We start from the raw sequence: 17,629 nt of genomic DNA, 5'->3' as shown, positions 1-17,629 counted from the left end.
GGAATCTGAAGATGGCTGAACCACGTTTCGTACACCTCAGGGTGCATAGCGACTATTCCATGATCGATGGGCTGGCGAAAACCGGGCCGCTGGTGAAAAAGGCGGCCGCGTTAGGCATGCCGGCGCTGGCGATCACCGATTTTACCAACCTGTGCGGGCTGGTGAAGTTCTACGGAGCGGGACACGGGGCCGGGATCAAACCGATCGTCGGCGCCGATTTTCATGTCCAGTGCGATCTGCTAGGCGATGAGCTGACCGAACTAACCGTACTGGCGGCCGATAACGCCGGCTATCAGAACCTCACCCTGCTGATTTCCCGCGCCTATCAGCGCGGCTACGGCGCTCTCGGGCCGTGGATCGATAGAGACTGGCTGGTTGAGCATCAGGAAGGGCTGATTCTGCTCTCCGGCGCGCGCAAAGGCGACGTCGGCGTCTGCATGACGCGCGGGAATGCGGCGCTGGTTGAACAGTGCGTCGCCTTCTACGAAGAGCATTTCGCCAATCGCTACTATCTTGAACTGATCCGCACCGGTCGGGCGGATGAAGAGACCTATCTGCACGCCGCCGTACAGCTGGCGGAAGAGCGTGGGCTGCCGGTGGTGGCGACGAACGACGTGCGCTTCCTGGAAACCGGCGACTTCGACGCGCATGAAATCCGCGTGGCGATCCATGACGGTTTTACCCTCGACGATCCGAAGCGCCCGCGTAACTATTCGCCGCAGCAGTATATGCGCAGCGAAGATGAGATGTGCGAGCTGTTCTCCGATCTCCCCGAGGCGCTGGAAAATAGCGTAGAAATAGCCAAACGCTGTAACGTCACCGTGCGTCTTGGTGAATACTTCCTGCCGCAGTTCCCGACCGGTGAAATGACGACTGAAGATTTCCTGGTATTGAAATCGAAAGAAGGTCTGGAAGAGCGCCTGGCGTTCCTGTTCCCGGACGAAGCCGAGCGCAAAGAGAAGCGCCCGGAATATGATGAACGTCTGGATATCGAGCTGCAGGTTATCAACCAGATGGGCTTCCCTGGCTACTTCCTGATCGTAATGGAATTTATCCAGTGGTCGAAGGATAACGGCGTGCCGGTCGGCCCAGGCCGCGGCTCCGGCGCCGGCTCGCTGGTTGCGTATGCGCTGAAAATTACCGATCTCGATCCGCTGGAGTTCGATCTGCTGTTCGAACGCTTCCTGAACCCGGAGCGCGTGTCGATGCCCGACTTTGACGTCGACTTCTGTATGGAGAAGCGCGATCAGGTTATCGAACACGTCGCGGACATGTACGGTCGCGATGCGGTATCGCAGATTATTACCTTCGGTACGATGGCGGCGAAAGCGGTTATCCGCGACGTCGGCCGCGTGCTGGGCCATCCGTATGGCTTTGTCGATCGCATCTCAAAGCTGGTGCCGCCGGATCCGGGTATGACCCTGGCGAAAGCGTTTGAAGCCGAACCGCAGCTGCCGGAGATCTACGAAGCTGACGAAGAGGTCAAGGCGCTGATCGATATGGCGCGCAAGCTGGAAGGCGTCACGCGTAACGCCGGCAAGCACGCGGGCGGGGTGGTTATCGCCCCGACCAAAATCACCGATTTTGCCCCGCTATACTGCGATGAGGCCGGGCAGCATCCGGTGACCCAGTTTGATAAGAACGACGTGGAATACGCGGGCCTGGTGAAGTTTGACTTCCTCGGCCTGCGTACGCTGACGATCATCAACTGGGCGCTGGAGATGATCAACAAGCGGCGCGAGAAGAACGGCGAAGAGCCGCTGGATATCGCCGCCATTCCGCTGGAAGATAAGAAAAGCTTTGATATGCTGCAGCGCTCGGAAACCACCGCGGTTTTCCAGCTTGAATCGCGCGGCATGAAAGACCTGATCAAACGTCTGCAGCCGGACTGCTTCGAAGATATGATCGCTCTCGTGGCGCTGTTCCGTCCGGGCCCGCTGCAATCGGGGATGGTTGATAACTTTATCGACCGTAAGCACGGCCGGGAGGAGATTTCCTATCCGGACGTGCAGTGGCAGCATGAGTGTCTGAAACCGGTACTTGAGCCGACCTACGGCATCATCCTGTACCAGGAACAGGTCATGCAGATCGCGCAGGAGCTTTCTGGCTATACGCTCGGCGGCGCGGATATGCTGCGTCGTGCGATGGGTAAGAAAAAGCCGGAGGAGATGGCCAAGCAGCGCGGCACCTTCGAGGAAGGGGCAAAGAAAAACGGCGTTGATGGCGAACTGGCGATGAAAATCTTCGACCTGGTGGAGAAATTCGCCGGTTACGGATTTAACAAATCGCACTCCGCGGCCTATGCGCTGGTTTCCTACCAGACGCTGTGGCTGAAGGCGCACTACCCGGCAGAGTTTATGGCCGCGGTGATGACGGCGGATATGGACAACACCGAGAAGGTTGTCGGGCTGGTGGATGAGTGCTGGCGGATGGGGCTGAAAATCCTGCCGCCGGACATTAACTCCGGCCTGTACCATTTCCACGTTAATGACGATGGCGAAATCGTCTACGGCATCGGGGCAATAAAAGGCGTCGGCGAAGGTCCGATCGAAGCGATTATCGAAGCGCGTAACGAAGGCGGCTATTTCCGCGAGCTCTTCGACCTTTGTGCCCGTACCGATACCAAAAAGCTTAATCGCCGGGTGCTGGAAAAACTGATTATGTCCGGGGCGTTTGACCGCCTCGGGCCGCATCGCGCGGCGCTGATGAATTCGTTGGGCGATGCGCTGAAGGCCGCCGATCAGCACGCCAAAGCCGAGGCCATTGGCCAGGCTGACATGTTCGGCGTGCTGGCGGAAGAGCCGGAGCAAATTGAGCAATCCTATGCTAACTGCCAGCCGTGGCCGGAGCAGGTGGTGCTTGATGGCGAAAGGGAGACCCTGGGGCTGTATCTGACCGGTCACCCGATCAACCAGTATTTGAAAGAGATCGAGCGCTACGTAGGCGGCGTAAGGCTCAAAGACATGCATCCGACCGATCGTGGTAAAGTGACCACGGCGGCGGGGCTCGTTATTGCTGCGCGGGTAATGGTCACCAAGCGCGGCAATCGTATTGGCATCTGTACTCTGGATGACCGTTCCGGGCGTCTGGAGGTGATGTTATTCACCGACGCCCTGGATAAATATCAGCAATTGCTGGAAAAAGACCGCATACTTATCGTCAGCGGACAGGTCAGCTTTGATGACTTCAGCGGGGGGCTTAAAATGACCGCCCGCGAAGTGATGGACATTGACGAAGCCCGGGAAAAATATGCTCGCGGGCTTGCTATCTCGCTGACGGACAGGCAAATTGATGACCAGCTTTTAAACCGACTCCGTCAGTCTCTGGAACCCCACCGTTCGGGAACTATTCCAGTGCACCTCTATTATCAGAGGGCGGATGCGCGCGCGCGGTTGCGCTTCGGCGCAACATGGCGCGTCTCTCCGAGCGATCGTTTACTCAACGATCTGCGTGGCCTTATCGGCTCGGAGCAGGTGGAACTGGAGTTTGACTAATACAGGAATACTATGAGTCTGAATTTCCTTGATTTTGAACAGCCGATTGCAGAGCTGGAAGCGAAAATCGATTCCCTGACTGCAGTAAGCCGTCAGGATGAGAAACTCGATATTAACATCGATGAAGAAGTGCATCGTCTGCGTGAAAAAAGCGTAGAGCTGACGCGTAAAATCTTCGCCGATCTCGGCGCATGGCAGGTTGCTCAGCTGGCACGCCATCCACGTCGCCCATACACCCTGGATTATGTCCGCCTGGCGTTCGACGAGTTTGACGAACTGGCCGGCGACCGCGCTTACGCTGATGATAAAGCTATCGTCGGCGGTATTGCGCGTCTGGACGGGCGTCCGGTGATGATTATCGGCCACCAGAAAGGGCGCGAGACGAAAGAAAAAATTCGTCGCAACTTTGGCATGCCGGCACCGGAAGGCTACCGTAAGGCGCTGCGTCTGATGGAGATGGCCGAGCGCTTTAAAATGCCGATCATCACCTTTATCGACACCCCTGGTGCCTACCCGGGCGTGGGCGCGGAAGAGCGCGGCCAGTCGGAAGCGATTGCCCGTAACCTGCGTGAAATGTCGCGTCTGAGCGTTCCGGTCATCTGTACCGTTATCGGCGAAGGCGGTTCCGGCGGCGCGCTGGCGATTGGCGTCGGCGACAAAGTGAATATGCTGCAGTACAGCACCTATTCCGTTATTTCGCCGGAAGGCTGCGCGTCCATTCTGTGGAAAAGCGCGGACAAAGCCCCGCTGGCGGCTGAAGCTATGGGGATCGTTGCCCCGCGCCTGAAAGAGCTGAAGCTTATCGACTCCATTATTCCGGAGCCGCTGGGCGGCGCGCACCGCAATCCGGAAGCCATCGCCGCAAGCCTGAAAGCGCAGTTGCTGGCCGATCTGGCGGACCTCGATATCCTGAGCAAAGAAGAGCTGTTGAACCGTCGCTATCAGCGTCTGATGAACTACGGCTACGCCTGATTATTCCTTACGTTATGCCGTAAAAAGGGCCGGATTTTCCGGCCCTTTTTTATGTGCGATACGCTGGCGCGATTGCTATGATGCCTGCCTTAGGTTAATTCCAGGAGGAAAGCGTGAATATCATTGCCATCATGGGTCCCCACGGCGTCTATCACAAAGACGAACCGATTAAAGAACTGGAAGTCGCCCTGCAACAGCAAGGCTTTCAGACCATCTGGCCGCAAAATAGCGCCGACCTGCTGCAGTTTATCGAACACAACCCGCGCATCTGCGGCGTCATTTTTGACTGGGATGAGTATAACGTCGATCTGTGTAGCGATATTAATCAGCTCAACGAATATCTGCCGCTGTACGCATTTATCAACGCGCATTCGACGATGGACGTCAGCAGCCAGGATCTGCGCATGACGCTGTGGTTCTTCGAGTATGCTCTCGGCCTGGCGCAGGAGATTGCCACCCGCATCGGCCAGTACACCCGCGAGTATCTGGACAACATCACGCCGCCGTTTACCAAAGCGCTGTTCAACTATGTGCAGGAGGGAAAATATACCTTCTGCACGCCGGGGCATATGGGCGGGAGCGCATACCAGAAAAGCCCGGTCGGCTGCCTGTTTTATGATTTCTTTGGCGGCAATACGCTCAAGGCCGACGTCTCCATTTCCGTGACGGAGCTGGGCTCGCTGCTCGATCACTCCGGCCCGCACCTGGAGGCCGAAGAGTATATCGCCCGCGCCTTTGGGGCGGAACAGAGCTACATGGTGACTAACGGCACCTCAACGTCGAACAAAATTGTCGGCATGTACTCCGCCCCGGCGGGGAGCACGCTGCTTATCGATCGCAACTGCCATAAGTCGCTGGCGCATCTGCTGATGATGAGCGACGTCGTCCCGCTGTGGCTGAAGCCGACGCGTAATGCGTTGGGGATCCTCGGCGGCATCCCGAAGCGTGAATTTACCCGCGACAGCATTCAGCAGAAGGTGAGCACGACGGGCGGGGCGCAGTGGCCGGTACATGCGGTGATCACCAACTCCACCTACGACGGGCTGCTGTACAACACCACCTGGATAAAAGAGACGCTCGACGTGCCCTCTATCCACTTTGACTCCGCGTGGGTGCCCTATACCCATTTCCACCCGATCTATCAGGGGAAGAGCGGAATGAGCGGCGATCGCGTCCCGGGCAAGGTTATCTTTGAGACCCAGTCAACGCACAAGATGCTGGCGGCGCTGTCGCAGGCTTCGCTGATTCATATTAAAGGCAGCTATGACGAAGAGACCTTTAATGAAGCCTTTATGATGCATACCTCTACCTCGCCGAGCTATCCCATCGTCGCCTCGATTGAAACCGCCGCGGCAATGCTGCGCGGGAACTCAGGCAAGCGTCTGATCCAGCGATCGGTAGAGCGGGCGCTGGATTTCCGCAAAGAGGTACAGCGCTTACGCGAAGAGGCGGACGGCTGGTTCTTTGATATCTGGCAGCCGGAAGATATCGCCGAGACCCGATGCTGGCCGGTCGCCGCCGGCGAGGATTGGCACGGTTTTCAGGATGCCGATGACGACCATATGTTCCTCGATCCGGTTAAGGTGACGATCCTGACGCCGGGTATGGATGAGCAGGGCAATATGGATGACGAAGGCATCCCGGCCGCGCTGGTGGCGAAATTCCTCGATGAGCGCGGCGTGGTGGTGGAAAAAACCGGGCCCTACAACCTGCTGTTTCTTTTCAGCATCGGCATCGACAAGACCCGGGCGATGGGCCTGCTGCGCGGCCTGACGGAGTTCAAGCGCGCCTACGATCTTAATCTGCGGGTGAAAAACATGCTCCCGGATCTCTATGCCGAAGACCCGGATTTCTACCGCAATATGCGGATTCAGGATCTGGCTCAGGGGATCCATCGCCTGATTCGTCAGCACCAGCTTTCGCAGCTGATGCTGAGCGCCTTCGATGTCCTGCCGGAAATGAAGATGACGCCGCACCAGGCCTGGCAGCGGCAAATCAAAGGTGAGGTGGAAACCATTGAGCTGGAAAATCTGGTCGGGCGCATATCCGCTAACATGATCCTGCCGTATCCGCCGGGCGTGCCGCTGCTGATGCCCGGGGAGATGATTACCGAGGAGAGCCGGGCGGTGCTCGATTTCCTGCTGATGCTGTGCTCCATCGGGCGCCATTATCCGGGCTTTGAAACCGACATTCACGGAGCGAAGCGCGACGAGGATGGCGTCTATCGGGTACGGGTCTTAAAAAATGATTAGGTGCTTGCGCCGCGGCGGGCGGTGCGGGTAACCTGGCTGATATCAATACGAGGATGTATACCATGTTGGGTCTAAAACGGGTTCACCATATTGCCATCATTGCGAGCAGCTACGCGCAGAGCAAAGCCTTCTACTGCGATATTCTCGGGTTTACGCTGCAGAGCGAGTTCTACCGCGAAGAGCGCGACTCGTGGAAGGGCGATCTGGCGCTGAACGGGGAGTACGTCATTGAACTGTTCTCCTTCCCTTTTCCTCCGTCCCGCCCGTCGCGGCCCGAGGCCTGCGGCCTTCGTCACCTGGCCTTCAGCGTGGATGATATTGACGCGTCGGTGGTCCACCTTGAGGCCCACGGCGTGAAGTGTGAAGCGATACGTATCGATCCCTTCACCGATAAGCGTTTTACCTTCTTTAACGACCCGGACGGCCTGCCGCTGGAAATTTATCAGCAGTAACCCTTGCCAGAGATGGCCCTGGCCGGTAACGTGCCGGGCTATCTCTCCTCAGCCAGCATTATCATGAAGATGACCCCAGATATTGCGCAAAACCTTCAGCCGCACCGCCAGTTTTTAGTGGCCTTCAGCGGTGGCCTCGATTCAACGGTTCTGCTACACCAGCTGGTCTGCTGGCGCGAGCGGGAGCCGACGTTAAGGCTGCGCGCTATCCATATTCATCATGGCCTGAGCGCGAATGCCGACGATTGGGTGGCGCACTGCCAGCAGCTGTGCCAGCAGTGGCAGGTTCCGCTGGTGGTCGAGCGCGTGGTGCTGGCGGATGCCGGCCTGGGGGTCGAGGCGCACGCCAGGCAGGCGCGCTACCAGGCCTTCCGAACGGCGCTTGAGCCGGGGGAGGTGCTGGTGACGGCCCAGCATCTCGACGATCAGTGTGAAACCTTCCTGCTGGCGCTCAAGCGCGGCAGCGGCCCGACCGGGCTGTCGGCGATGGCCGCCTGTTCCGCCTTTGCTGATACCCTGCTGCTGCGCCCGCTGCTCAATACCCGCCGGGAAGCGTTACGCCAGTGGGCGCTTCGTCATCAGCTCAGCTGGATTGAAGATGAGAGCAACCAGGACGATGCCTACGATCGCAACTTTTTGCGCTTGCAGATTATTCCTCGACTTAGCGCCCGCTGGCCCCACTTCGCCGAGGCGGTAGCCCGCAGCGCGGACCTCTGCGCTGAGCAGGAGAGCCTGCTGGATGAGATGCTGGCAGAAGAGCTGGCGTCGCTGATGGCGGATGAGGGTACCTTAGCGATTGACCCCCTGGCTGAAGTGAGCGCCGGGCGCCGCGCCGCTCTGCTGCGCCGCTGGCTGGCTTGGCACAACGCGCCGATGCCATCGCGCGAGATGCCGGAACGGATCTGGCGTGAGGTTGCTCAGGCGCGGGAGGATGCGTTTCCATGCCTGCGTCTCGGCGATTTTACCGTGCGGCGCTACCGGCAGCGGCTGTGGTGGGTGAAATATCTTCCCGGCCAGGCGGAGGCGGTGCTGTCATGGCCCGATAGCCGGCAGCCGCTGCGGCTGCCGGAGGGGATGGGGGAGCTGGCGCTGCTTGCCGGAGGGCCACTGCGCGCTCCCCTCGCCGGCGAAGCGGTGACGGTGCGCTTTCGCGCCAGCGGGAATCTGCATATCGTCGGGCGCCACGGCGGGCGCAAGCTGAAGAAAATCTGGCAAGAGCTGGGGGTTGCGCCCTGGCGCCGGGATACCACGCCGCTGCTGTTTTACGGCGAAACGCTAATTGCCGCCGCGGATTTGCTGTTTATAACCCGTGATGGAGAAGCGCAGGATAGCGAGGGCGTACGGCTGGCATGGAGGAAAACGGGCGGCTAAGCCACCCGTTTTTATTCAGGACTCGCTCACCACCACGGTACCAATTTCCGGATGGCTGAAGCTGGCGATGGTATCCAGGCGTAGCTCGCGACTATTTTCGCCAAGTTCCACCACCAGATACTCGATATTTTTGCGCGAGATAAGATCGTTTGCCTTCGCCTGCAGCTGCTCACCATCTTTGAGCGCCAGCGCCAGCACCAGATGATGCTGGCAGGCAAGTTCGAGATTGTCATAATCATCGCAGTTGATGGGTTGATAAGTATCATTCATTGACATAATCGCTCACCAGTAAGTTTGCTGCCGCATAGGCGGCCTTTTCCCTGACTGACTCCGAAAGGGCCTCATCCGCCGCAATTTCATTCAATACTTTCAACACGCAACCCAGCGCATTCGGGATATACCCCAGGTCTCCGCTGGCTATTTCCGCATACCGCTTGCGTATTAACTCACAATATTGGTCCACATGCCCTCCTGTCAGTATTCTGACTCAACCGTGGGATGCAAGTTTAAGCCTACGAAGATAAACTCTGTTTAGCAAGGTGACTATACCATAGTCATTTAAGCAATATCAGCAGGATGAAAAGGGACCCCTCGATTGTCGACAGCCTTTTGTCGCCAGTTTCGCTACAATGTACGCCATTTTTTTCAGGAGTTTTTTCATGGCGCTGAAAGCGACGATTTATAAAGCGACGGTAAATGTAGCCGATTTGGATCGCAACCGGTTTATTGATGCCAGCCTGACGCTGGCGCAGCATCCGTCTGAAACCCAGGAGCGCATGATGCTGCGCCTGCTGGCATGGATTAAATATGCCGATGAGCGGCTGCAGTTTACCCGCGGTCTCTCCTCGGATGACGAGGCCGAGCTGTGGCTGCTCAACGATCATCTGGGCGTCGATCTGTGGATTGAGCTCGGATTACCGGACGACAAGCGGATTAAAAAAGCCTGCTCGCGTTCGCAGGAAGTGGCGTTATTTGCCTACAATAGCCGGGCGGCCGAGGTTTGGTGGCAGCAGAATAAGAGTAAAATGGCGCAGTTCAGCAAACTGACGGTCTGGTATCTGGACGATGCGCAGCTCGCGCAGCTTAGCGCATTTGCCGATCGCACGATGATATTGCAGGCGACAATTCAGGACGGCAGCATCTGGTTATCCGACGCTAAGAATAATCTGGAAATTCATTTAACGGCCTGGCAGCCGTCGGCATGATTACCCTTAGCCGCAGCGTCTCTATTGCGGATGATGAAATCTCCCTCACGGGGATCCGCGCGCAGGGCGCGGGCGGTCAGCACGTGAATAAAGCGTCAACCGCGATCCACCTGCGTTTTGATATTAAGGCTTCAAGCCTGCCTGAGTACTACAAGGAGCGTTTGCTCAGCGCCAGCCACCACTTAATTTCTGCCGACGGTGTGGTTATCATTAAGGCTCAGGAATACCGTAGCCAGGAGATGAATCGCGAAGCCGCGATTGCTCGCCTGATTGCGCTTATAAAAGAATTAACCGTAGCGCAAAAAAGTCGCCGGGAAACGCGGCCGACCCGAGCATCAAAAGAGCGTCGGCTTGCTTCTAAGTCGCAAAAGTCATCGGTCAAAGCGCTGCGTGGGAAAGTTCGTCAGTAGGCGATGCGACGAACGGGTGGCATGGATTATAAGGAATTTACAGTGAAGAAAATCATATTCTCAGTGGCGGCGGCCTGTTCGCTCTTTGCGCTGTTTGGCTGCAATCATCGTGCAGAAGTTGAGACGCTGCAGCCGGCGGCGATGACGGAGCTGAAGCCGATGCAGCAGAGCTGGCGCGGGATATTGCCGTGCGCCGATTGCGAAGGTATCGAAACCTCGCTGTTTCTCGAAAAAGACGGCAGCTGGGTGATGAATGAACGCTATCAGGGCGTGACCCGCGAGCCGTCATCGTTCGCGTCGTACGGTACCTGGGCCCGAACCGCAGATAAGCTGGTATTGACCGATAGCAAAGGGGAGAAATCCTACTATCGGGCGAAAGGGGACAAGCTGGAGATGCTCGATCGCGAAGGCAATCCGATTGAGTCAACGCTGAACTATACCCTCGAGTCGGTGAAAGCCAGCCTGCCGACCACGCCGATGGCGATGCGCGGGATGTATTTCTATATGGCGGATGCGGCGACCTTTACCGATTGCGCCACCGGCAAACGCATTGCGGTTGCCAATAACGCCCAGCTTGAGCGTGATTATGCCGCCGCGCGCGGAACGGATACGCGTCCGGTGCTGCTGGTGGTGGAAGGGCACTTTACCCTCGAGCCTAATCCTGACAGCGGTGAAATGGTGAAAACGCTGATGGCGGATAAGGACGTGAAATTTATTCCCGGCAAAGATTGCAGCCAGTAAAAGAATCGCTCCGATAAAAAAAGGCCTCGCAGATGCGAGGCCTTTTTGCATTCAGGCGCGGAATTAACCTTTAATGGCGTTAACCAGGTAATTGACGATATCGCCAGTTTTAATCAGCTGTTTTTCACCGACGCGACGATGCTTATATTCGATATCGTCGTTATCGAGGTTGCGGTCGCCCAGCACGATGGTGTGCGGAATACCGATCAGCTCCATATCGGCAAACATCACGCCCGGACGCTCTTTACGGTCGTCCATCAGGACTTCAATACCCTGGGCGCGCAGTTCGCTATACAGCTTCTCAGCCAGCTCCTGCACGCGGTAGGATTTGTGCATGTTCATCGGCAGAATCGCCACCTGGAAAGGCGCGATAGCTTCCGGCCAGATGATGCCGCGATCGTCAAAGTTCTGCTCGATAGCCGCGGCAACCACGCGGGTTACCCCGATGCCGTAACAGCCCATCGTCAGCACCTGGTTGCGGCCATCTTCACCCTGCACCGACGCGTTCAGCGCCTGCGAGTACTTGGTGCCCAGCTGGAAGATGTGGCCGACTTCAATGCCGCGTTTGATCAGCAGCGTACCCTGACCATCCGGGCTCGGGTCACCGGCGACAACGTTACGGATGTCGGCAACTTCCGGGGTGGCGACATCGCGATCCCAGTTGATGCCGAAGTAGTGTTTGCCGTCAACGTTAGCGCCAGCGGCGAAATCGCTCATGACCGCAACGGTACGGTCGATAACGACCGGAACCGGCATGTTGACCGGACCCAGGGAGCCGGGGCCCGCTTTGACGATCGCGCGGATCTCTTCTTCGCTGGCGAAAGTCAGCGGGCTGGCAACCTGCGGCAGTTTCTCAGCTTTGACTTCGTTCAGCTCGTGGTCGCCGCGAACCAGCAGGGCAACCAGAGGATAAGCGCTGCCTTCCACCGCTTTAACCAGCAGCGTTTTCACGGTCTTCTCAACCGGCAGATTGAACTGTTCAACCAGCTCGGCGATGGTTTTTGCGTTCGGCGTATCGACCAGCGTCATTTCCTGAGCGGCGGCAGCGCGCGGCTCTTTCGGCGCAATGGCTTCGGCAAATTCGATATTGGCGGCAAAGTCAGAGCTGTCGGAGAAGATCACGTCATCTTCGCCGCTCTGCGCCAGAACCTGGAACTCGTGCGATGCGCTACCGCCGATTGAGCCGGTGTCAGCCTGTACCGCGCGGAAATCGAGACCCATGCGGGAGAAGATTTTGCTGTAGGCGGCATACATCGCATCGTAGGTTTCCTGCAGCGATTCCTGAGTCGTATGGAAAGAGTAGGCGTCTTTCATCAGGAACTCGCGCGAACGCATCACGCCAAAGCGCGGGCGAACTTCATCGCGGAACTTGGTCTGAATCTGGAAGAAGTTCAGCGGCAGCTGCTTATAAGAGTTCAGCTCGTTGCGGATCAGGTCGGTGATCACCTCTTCATGCGTTGGGCCGAGGACGAACGGACGATCGCCGCGATCGACGAAGCGCAGCAGCTCCGGACCGTATTGCTCCCAGCGTCCGCTCTCCTGCCACAGGTCTGCCGGCTGAACGACCGGCATAGACACCTCGATAGCACCGGCGTTGTTCATCTCTTCACGCACGATGTTTTCGACTTTTTTCAGAACGCGCAGGCCGGTTGGCAGCCAGATGTATAATCCGGAGGCCAGCTTGCGGATCATCCCGGCGCGCAGCATCAGCTGATGGCTGATGACTTCGGCGTCGGCAGGTGTCTCCTTTTGTGTGGAGAGCAGATATTGGCTAGTACGCATGTTGTTACGGTTCCATTTGGACGATCGGAACAGGCTGGAGGGCCAGCCTGAAACAAAAAAAGTGGTTTAGTTTACCAGTGTGGCAAAGATGCCAAAAGAGAGGAAAATAAAATTAGCGTGGTTCCAGAGAAAAGACTTCAAAACCAGACGCAATCACGCGCCAGCGCACGTTAAAATCGAGCAGCCAGACGGCATAAGTTTTTCCTGCTTCTTCCTCTTTACGATAGGCCGGGCGCGGGTCCTGCGCCAGAACTTCGCGAATAAACGCTTTAAGCTGCGGATAGCGTTTTTCCAGCAGCGCAAGCTGCGTGTCTATCTCAGGCGTAAAGCTAACCGTCATTTCAGCCAGCGGTGCCTGCTGGGCGTAGCTGGCGCTGGCATCCGGGAGCGCTTCGGCAAACGGGAGATAGGGTTTGATATCAACGACCGGCGTACCGTCCACCAGGTCGAGGCTGCCGAGCTGGAGTATCACCCGATCTTTCTGGCAGCTAACGCCCTTGAGCTCGACCAGCGACATGCCGATTGGGTTTGGCCGGAAGGTTGAGCGCGTGGCGAAAACGCCCATTCGCGCATTGCCGCCAAGGCGGGGAGGGCGCACGGTAGGCCGCCAGCCGCCGGCCATGGTTTGATGAAAAACAAACAATACCCACAGATGGCTGAAGTTTCCCAGGCCGCGCACGGCGTCGGCCTGGTTATAGGGGGGCAGCAGATGCAGTTCGCCGCCGCCGTTTTTGACCAGACCCGGCTGGCGAGGTACGGCAAATTTTTCTTTATACGGCGAGCGAATAACACCTATCTGCGCAAACTGAAAAGAACTCATTGCGCCGAAACGTTAAGCGCAGAGCCAAGGCAAACGGCCTGGCGATAGCATCCTGGCGTGCCGCTGGTGACTTCGCAGCTGTGCAGCAGGACCGCGTTAGCTTTCATTTTCGCGGCATTAATTTGCAGACGCTTACGCGCGGTAGGGATGTTCGGCGGCGAATCCTGATTTGAGGCCTGGCATGACTCACCGGTGACTTCACCCAGATCGCGGAAAGGCTTGCCGACCAGCGCTGACGCATCGGTATAGATTCTTACCGGTGCCGGGCGCACGGCTTTGGGTTTTGCCGGTTCCGATTTGACAGGTGCCGTTGCCGTGCTTTGTACAGGTTCGACGGGAGATCTGCTTAGCATAGAGCAACCGCTTAACATGAGTGCTAACAAACAGACCGGTAAAGCACGCATAGTATTTCCTCAATGAATAATAAAACAGGGCGCTATTGAATCAGGTGCCTGCATAAATGACAAGACGGGCATAAAGCCCGTCCTGAATGATATTACGGTGAAAAAAGATTACCAGCCTTTCACTGCACCGCCGTTAAAGATTTTATTCGCGGCTTCGTAAACTTCATCGCTCTGGTAAGCCTGAACAAATTTCTTAACATTTTCCGCGTCTTTGTTGTCTTCGCGAGCAACAATCAGGTTTACGTACGGAGAATCTTTATCTTCGACAAAAATACCGTCTTTTGCCGGGGTCAGGCCAATCTGGCTCGCATAGGTGGTATTGATAACCGCCAGGGCAATCTGCGCATCGTCGAGGGAGCGCGGCAGCTGCGGTGCTTCCAGCTCAACAATCTTCAGGTTTTTCGGGTTATCAATAATATCCAGAGCGGTCGGCAGCAGGCCAACGCCTTCTTTCAGCTTGATCAGGCCCGCTTGCTGCAGCAGCAGCAGGGAGCGACCGAGGTTAGTCGGGTCGTTAGGAATGGCAATCTGGGAACCCGGCTGCAGTTCGTCGAGGGTTTTAATTTTCTTGGAGTAGCCGGCAATCGGATAAACAAAGGAGTTACCGACGGCAACCAGCTTGTAGCCACGGTCCTTAATTTGCTGATCGAGGTAAGGTTTGTGCTGGAAGGCGTTAACGTCGATATCGCCTTTGCTCAGCGCTTCGTTCGGCAGAACGTAATCGTTGAAAGTCACCAGCTCAACGTCGAGACCATATTTCTCTTTAGCGACTTTCTGCGCGACTTCAGCAACCTGCTGTTCAGCACCCACAATGACGCCGACTTTAATATGGTTCGGATCTTTTTCATCCTGGCCGCAGCCCACCAGAGCCAGAGAGCCGATCAACGCACCTACTGCCGCAAAGGTTTTAAAATTAAAGGCCATGCTATTTCCTTCCTGTAAGAGTCTGTGTGTACACGCGTCGTTCAGGCTGCGCTGAAGCGCCCTGAACGATGTTGTGTCGATAATGTTATTTGTGAGTCACAGCCCGGACGATACGGTCGCCAGAGAATTGAATTAAATAAACCAGAATAACCAGTAATACCAGCACGGTATTCATTACCGTGGCGTTGTAGCCGATGTAGCCGTACTGATAGCCAATCTGCCCCAGACCACCGGCGCCGACCGCGCCGCCCATGGCGGAATAGCCGACCAGGGTAATGAGCGTAATCGTCGCGGCGTTTACCAGACCCGGCAGCGCTTCAGGCAGCAGGACCTTACGTACGATCTGCATCGGCGTGGCCCCCATCGCGCGGGACGCTTCAATCAGACCCGTTGGGATCTCAAGCAGCGCGTTCTCCACCATGCGGGCGATAAACGGAGCGGCGCCAACCGTCAGCGGCACAATGGCTGCCTGCAGGCCGATGGACGTACCGACAATCACGCGGGTAAATGGAATCATCCACACCAGCAGGATAATAAAAGGTATCGAGCGGAAGATATTAACCAGCGCCGACAGGGTCCGGTAGAGCTTCGCGTTCGCGGCAATCTGTCCTGGGCGGGTGACGTACAGCAGCACGCCCACCGGCAGACCGAGGACAAAACCGAAAAAGCCGGAGACAAAGGTCATTGCCAGCGTTTCCCACACGCCGCGCAACAGCAGCCAGATCATTGCCTCAGACATATCCCAGTACCTCTATTTTTACATGGTTTTCCTGCAGCCAGGCGATTGCCGCCTGGGTATCTTCCTGCGTGCCGTGCATCTCGGTCAGCATAATGCCGAACTTCACGCCGCCGGCGTAATCCATCTGCGCGCTGATAATGTTGTTATTCACATTAAAGCGACGGGCGGTTTCAGAGAGCAGCGGAGCATCGACGGAGTGGCCGGTAAACTCCATGCGTAGCATTGGTACGCTATCCGGGAGTGCGGTTGGCTTGAGGCGCGCCTGATAGTCATCCGGAATATCCAGATGCAGCGTTGATTGAATAAACTGCTGTGCCAGCGGGGTTTTCGGATGAGAGAAGACTTCGCTCACCGTATCCTGCTCGATTAGCTGCCCGTTGCTGATGACCGCGACGCAATCACAGATGCGTTTGACGACGTCCATTTCGTGAGTGATCAGCAGAATCGTCAGGCCGAGGCGGCGGTTGATATCCTTCAGCAGCTCCAGAATGGAGCGGGTGGTCGCCGGATCAAGGGCGCTGGTGGCTTCGTCACACAGCAGAACCTTCGGGTTACTGGCCAGAGCGCGGGCAATCGCCACGCGCTGCTTCTGTCCGCCCGAGAGGTTAGCCGGGTAGCTATCATGCTTATCGGCCAGGCCGACAAGATCCAGCAGCTCGGTCACGCGGCGTTTAATTTCCGCCTGCGGGGTATTGTCGAGCTCGAGAGGGAGCGCCACGTTGCCGAAAACGGTACGCGATGACAGCAGGTTAAAGTGCTGGAAAATCATGCCTATCTGGCGGCGTGCGCGGGTGAGCTCTTTTTCAGAAAGCGCGGTAAGCTCCTGCCCACCCACCTGTACGCTGCCCTGGGTGGGGCGCTCGAGGAGGTTTACGCAACGAATCAGTGTACTCTTACCGGCGCCGGATGCGCCGATAACGCCGTAAATCTGCCCGGCAGGAACATGCAGGCTGACGTCGTTCAGCGCCTGTATGGTGTGGTTCCCCTGCTGGAACACTTTGGTGATATTCGAAAGTTTAATCATCAGTTATTTATTATCGTTTAGCCGTTTGCCGTGGCATTTTCTTCTGCCGTGTCCAGGCGATGCCTGTCAATGAAATGGATGTTAAGGCATCCAGACGTCTAAATCAATCCGGCTCTGTATAATGAGCACTTTCTTGCATCAGGAAACATGCGATACTAATCAGACTAGCCTTTATCAGGAGTAAACCGGTGGCAAAGTCAGTACCCGCAATTTTTCTCGACCGTGATGGCACTATTAATGTCGATCACGGCTATGTCCACGAAATCGATAATTTTGAGTTTATCGATGGCGTAATTGACGCGATGCGTCAATTAAAGGAGATGGGCTTCGCGCTGGTGGTGGTCACCAACCAGTCCGGTATCGCTCGCGGTAAGTTTAGCGAAGCGCAGTTTGAAACGCTGACCGAATGGATGGACTGGTCGCTGGCCGACCGCGGCGTCGATCTGGACGGTATCTACTATTGTCCGCATCACCCGCAGGGCACCGTTGAAGAATACCGTCAGACCTGTGATTGCCGTAAGCCGCATCCGGGGATGCTCATCTCCGCGCGTGACTACCTTAATATAGATATGGCCGCTTCTTATATGGTAGGCGACAAAGTTGAAGATATGCAGGCAGCTCTGGCGGCGGATATTGGCACGAAAGTGCTGGTGCGTACCGGCAAGCCGGTCACGGCGGATGCGGAAAATGCCGCTGACTGGGTGCTTAATAGCCTGGCAGACCTGCCGGCAGCCATCAAAAAGCAGCAAAAATAAGCGTTGCGTATAAAAGATGAGCGGTTGAAATAAAATTGTATTTTTCCGCTTGTCATTCCCGGCGGGCTCCCTATAATGCGCCTCCATCGACACGGCGGATGTGAATCACTTCACACCAGATGGCCGGTTCGGTTGAAGAGAAAAGAATCCTGAAATTAAGGGTTGACTCTGAAAGAGGAAAGCGTAATATACGCCACCTCGCAACGCTGAGCGAAAGCCGCGTTGCACTGCTCTTTAACAATTTATCAGACAATCTGTGTGGGCACTCAAAGTGACATGGATTC

General features: G+C 56.6%; 17 protein-coding genes. 9 read left to right on the top strand and 8 right to left on the bottom strand.

The window, feature by feature from the left end:
- The first annotated feature begins 11 nt into the window (after positions 1-11).
- The 5 genes from dnaE to tilS all read left to right on the top strand — a co-directional run bounded on the left by dnaE (position 12) and on the right by tilS (position 8,541).
- On the top strand, positions 12-3,494 hold the full coding sequence (gene dnaE / locus QFI97_RS00355; protein WP_331834602.1) for a DNA polymerase III subunit alpha: 3,483 nt from the start codon (positions 12-14) through the stop codon (positions 3,492-3,494).
- Positions 3,495-3,506: 12 nt separating this feature from the next.
- Complete coding sequence (gene accA, locus QFI97_RS00350) at positions 3,507-4,466, top strand: acetyl-CoA carboxylase carboxyl transferase subunit alpha (protein ID WP_095103626.1); 960 nt, start codon at positions 3,507-3,509, stop codon at positions 4,464-4,466.
- A 113-nt stretch (positions 4,467-4,579) separates the two neighbouring features.
- Complete coding sequence (locus QFI97_RS00345) at positions 4,580-6,718, top strand: lysine decarboxylase LdcC (protein WP_095103625.1); 2,139 nt, start codon at positions 4,580-4,582, stop codon at positions 6,716-6,718.
- Positions 6,719-6,780: 62 nt separating this feature from the next.
- Positions 6,781-7,170: a VOC family protein gene (locus tag QFI97_RS00340; RefSeq protein ID WP_346430366.1), complete on the top strand. Its 390-nt coding sequence runs from the start codon at positions 6,781-6,783 to the stop codon at positions 7,168-7,170.
- Positions 7,171-7,233: 63 nt separating this feature from the next.
- Positions 7,234-8,541: a tRNA lysidine(34) synthetase TilS gene (gene tilS / locus QFI97_RS00335; protein WP_438943417.1), complete on the top strand. Its 1,308-nt coding sequence runs from the start codon at positions 7,234-7,236 to the stop codon at positions 8,539-8,541.
- 15 nt (positions 8,542-8,556) lie between these two features.
- On the opposite strand, the gene rof is transcribed toward tilS, so the two are convergent.
- The gene (gene rof, locus QFI97_RS00330) at positions 8,557-8,817 is read right to left on the bottom strand and encodes a Rho-binding antiterminator (protein WP_095103622.1); all 261 of its coding nucleotides are present in this window, start codon (positions 8,815-8,817) and stop codon (positions 8,557-8,559) included.
- Complete coding sequence (locus tag QFI97_RS00325) at positions 8,804-9,004, bottom strand: YaeP family protein (RefSeq protein ID WP_041144146.1); 201 nt, start codon at positions 9,002-9,004, stop codon at positions 8,804-8,806. The genes rof and QFI97_RS00325 overlap by 14 nt, the downstream gene beginning before the upstream one ends.
- Positions 9,005-9,200: 196 nt before the next feature.
- Between QFI97_RS00325 and QFI97_RS00320 the strand changes: the two genes are divergently transcribed.
- Genes QFI97_RS00320 through nlpE form a run of 3 tightly spaced genes read left to right on the top strand, consistent with a single transcriptional unit; the run spans position 9,201 to position 10,897 of the window.
- Entirely contained in the window at positions 9,201-9,746 is a 546-nt protein-coding gene (locus QFI97_RS00320; RefSeq protein ID WP_095103621.1) for a YaeQ family protein, read from the top strand.
- Complete coding sequence (arfB, locus tag QFI97_RS00315; RefSeq protein WP_095103620.1) at positions 9,743-10,156, top strand: alternative ribosome rescue aminoacyl-tRNA hydrolase ArfB; 414 nt, start codon at positions 9,743-9,745, stop codon at positions 10,154-10,156. Before QFI97_RS00320 ends, arfB begins: the two co-directional genes overlap by 4 nt.
- Positions 10,157-10,198: 42 nt before the next feature.
- Positions 10,199-10,897, top strand: a complete 699-nt coding sequence (gene nlpE / locus QFI97_RS00310) for an envelope stress response activation lipoprotein NlpE (protein ID WP_095103618.1) — start codon at positions 10,199-10,201, stop codon at positions 10,895-10,897.
- Positions 10,898-10,960: 63 nt separating this feature from the next.
- Here the strand turns inward: nlpE and proS are convergent, their stop codons facing one another.
- The 6 genes from proS to metN all read right to left on the bottom strand — a co-directional run bounded on the left by proS (position 10,961) and on the right by metN (position 16,590).
- The gene (gene proS / locus QFI97_RS00305) at positions 10,961-12,679 is read right to left on the bottom strand and encodes a proline--tRNA ligase (protein ID WP_315300030.1); all 1,719 of its coding nucleotides are present in this window, start codon (positions 12,677-12,679) and stop codon (positions 10,961-10,963) included.
- Positions 12,680-12,791: 112 nt separating this feature from the next.
- Positions 12,792-13,499, bottom strand: a complete 708-nt coding sequence (gene tsaA / locus QFI97_RS00300; protein ID WP_346430365.1) for a tRNA (N6-threonylcarbamoyladenosine(37)-N6)-methyltransferase TrmO — start codon at positions 13,497-13,499, stop codon at positions 12,792-12,794.
- Entirely contained in the window at positions 13,496-13,903 is a 408-nt protein-coding gene (gene rcsF, locus QFI97_RS00295; protein ID WP_095103614.1) for an envelope stress sensor lipoprotein RcsF, read from the bottom strand. Before rcsF ends, tsaA begins: the two co-directional genes overlap by 4 nt.
- 108 nt (positions 13,904-14,011) lie before the next feature.
- Positions 14,012-14,827, bottom strand: a complete 816-nt coding sequence (locus tag QFI97_RS00290; RefSeq protein WP_095103613.1) for a MetQ/NlpA family lipoprotein — start codon at positions 14,825-14,827, stop codon at positions 14,012-14,014.
- A gap of 85 nt (positions 14,828-14,912) precedes the next feature.
- The gene (locus QFI97_RS00285) at positions 14,913-15,566 is read right to left on the bottom strand and encodes a methionine ABC transporter permease MetI (protein WP_041144154.1); all 654 of its coding nucleotides are present in this window, start codon (positions 15,564-15,566) and stop codon (positions 14,913-14,915) included.
- Entirely contained in the window at positions 15,559-16,590 is a 1,032-nt protein-coding gene (gene metN / locus QFI97_RS00280; RefSeq protein WP_331834603.1) for a methionine ABC transporter ATP-binding protein MetN, read from the bottom strand. Before metN ends, QFI97_RS00285 begins: the two co-directional genes overlap by 8 nt.
- A 188-nt stretch (positions 16,591-16,778) precedes the next feature.
- Here metN and gmhB point away from each other — a divergent pair, with 188 nt between their 5' ends.
- Positions 16,779-17,345, top strand: a complete 567-nt coding sequence (gmhB, locus tag QFI97_RS00275; RefSeq protein ID WP_095103611.1) for a D-glycero-beta-D-manno-heptose 1,7-bisphosphate 7-phosphatase — start codon at positions 16,779-16,781, stop codon at positions 17,343-17,345.
- The last annotated feature ends 284 nt before the right edge of the window (positions 17,346-17,629 follow it).

This window comes from Klebsiella scottii, from assembly GCF_036561945.1.
Lineage (GTDB): Bacteria > Pseudomonadota > Gammaproteobacteria > Enterobacterales > Enterobacteriaceae > Klebsiella > Klebsiella scottii.
This window is presented reverse-complemented; position numbering and strand designations above follow the sequence as displayed.

What these genes read in the sequence shown, in the direction of transcription:
- rcsF (WP_095103614.1), bottom strand. Translation starts at nt 13,903, where the DNA reads ATGCGTGCTTTACCGGTCTGTTTGTTAGCACTCATGTTAAGCGGTTGC.
- tilS (WP_438943417.1), top strand. Translation starts at nt 7,234, where the DNA reads ATGAAGATGACCCCAGATATTGCGCAAAACCTTCAGCCGCACCGCCAG.
- QFI97_RS00290 (WP_095103613.1), bottom strand. Translation starts at nt 14,827, where the DNA reads ATGGCCTTTAATTTTAAAACCTTTGCGGCAGTAGGTGCGTTGATCGGC.
- accA (WP_095103626.1), top strand. Translation starts at nt 3,507, where the DNA reads ATGAGTCTGAATTTCCTTGATTTTGAACAGCCGATTGCAGAGCTGGAA.
- QFI97_RS00320 (WP_095103621.1), top strand. Translation starts at nt 9,201, where the DNA reads ATGGCGCTGAAAGCGACGATTTATAAAGCGACGGTAAATGTAGCCGAT.
- dnaE (WP_331834602.1), top strand. Translation starts at nt 12, where the DNA reads ATGGCTGAACCACGTTTCGTACACCTCAGGGTGCATAGCGACTATTCC.
- proS (WP_315300030.1), bottom strand. Translation starts at nt 12,679, where the DNA reads ATGCGTACTAGCCAATATCTGCTCTCCACACAAAAGGAGACACCTGCC.
- arfB (WP_095103620.1), top strand. Translation starts at nt 9,743, where the DNA reads ATGATTACCCTTAGCCGCAGCGTCTCTATTGCGGATGATGAAATCTCC.
- QFI97_RS00340 (WP_346430366.1), top strand. Translation starts at nt 6,781, where the DNA reads ATGTTGGGTCTAAAACGGGTTCACCATATTGCCATCATTGCGAGCAGC.
- metN (WP_331834603.1), bottom strand. Translation starts at nt 16,590, where the DNA reads ATGATTAAACTTTCGAATATCACCAAAGTGTTCCAGCAGGGGAACCAC.
- tsaA (WP_346430365.1), bottom strand. Translation starts at nt 13,499, where the DNA reads ATGAGTTCTTTTCAGTTTGCGCAGATAGGTGTTATTCGCTCGCCGTAT.
- rof (WP_095103622.1), bottom strand. Translation starts at nt 8,817, where the DNA reads ATGTCAATGAATGATACTTATCAACCCATCAACTGCGATGATTATGAC.
- QFI97_RS00285 (WP_041144154.1), bottom strand. Translation starts at nt 15,566, where the DNA reads ATGTCTGAGGCAATGATCTGGCTGCTGTTGCGCGGCGTGTGGGAAACG.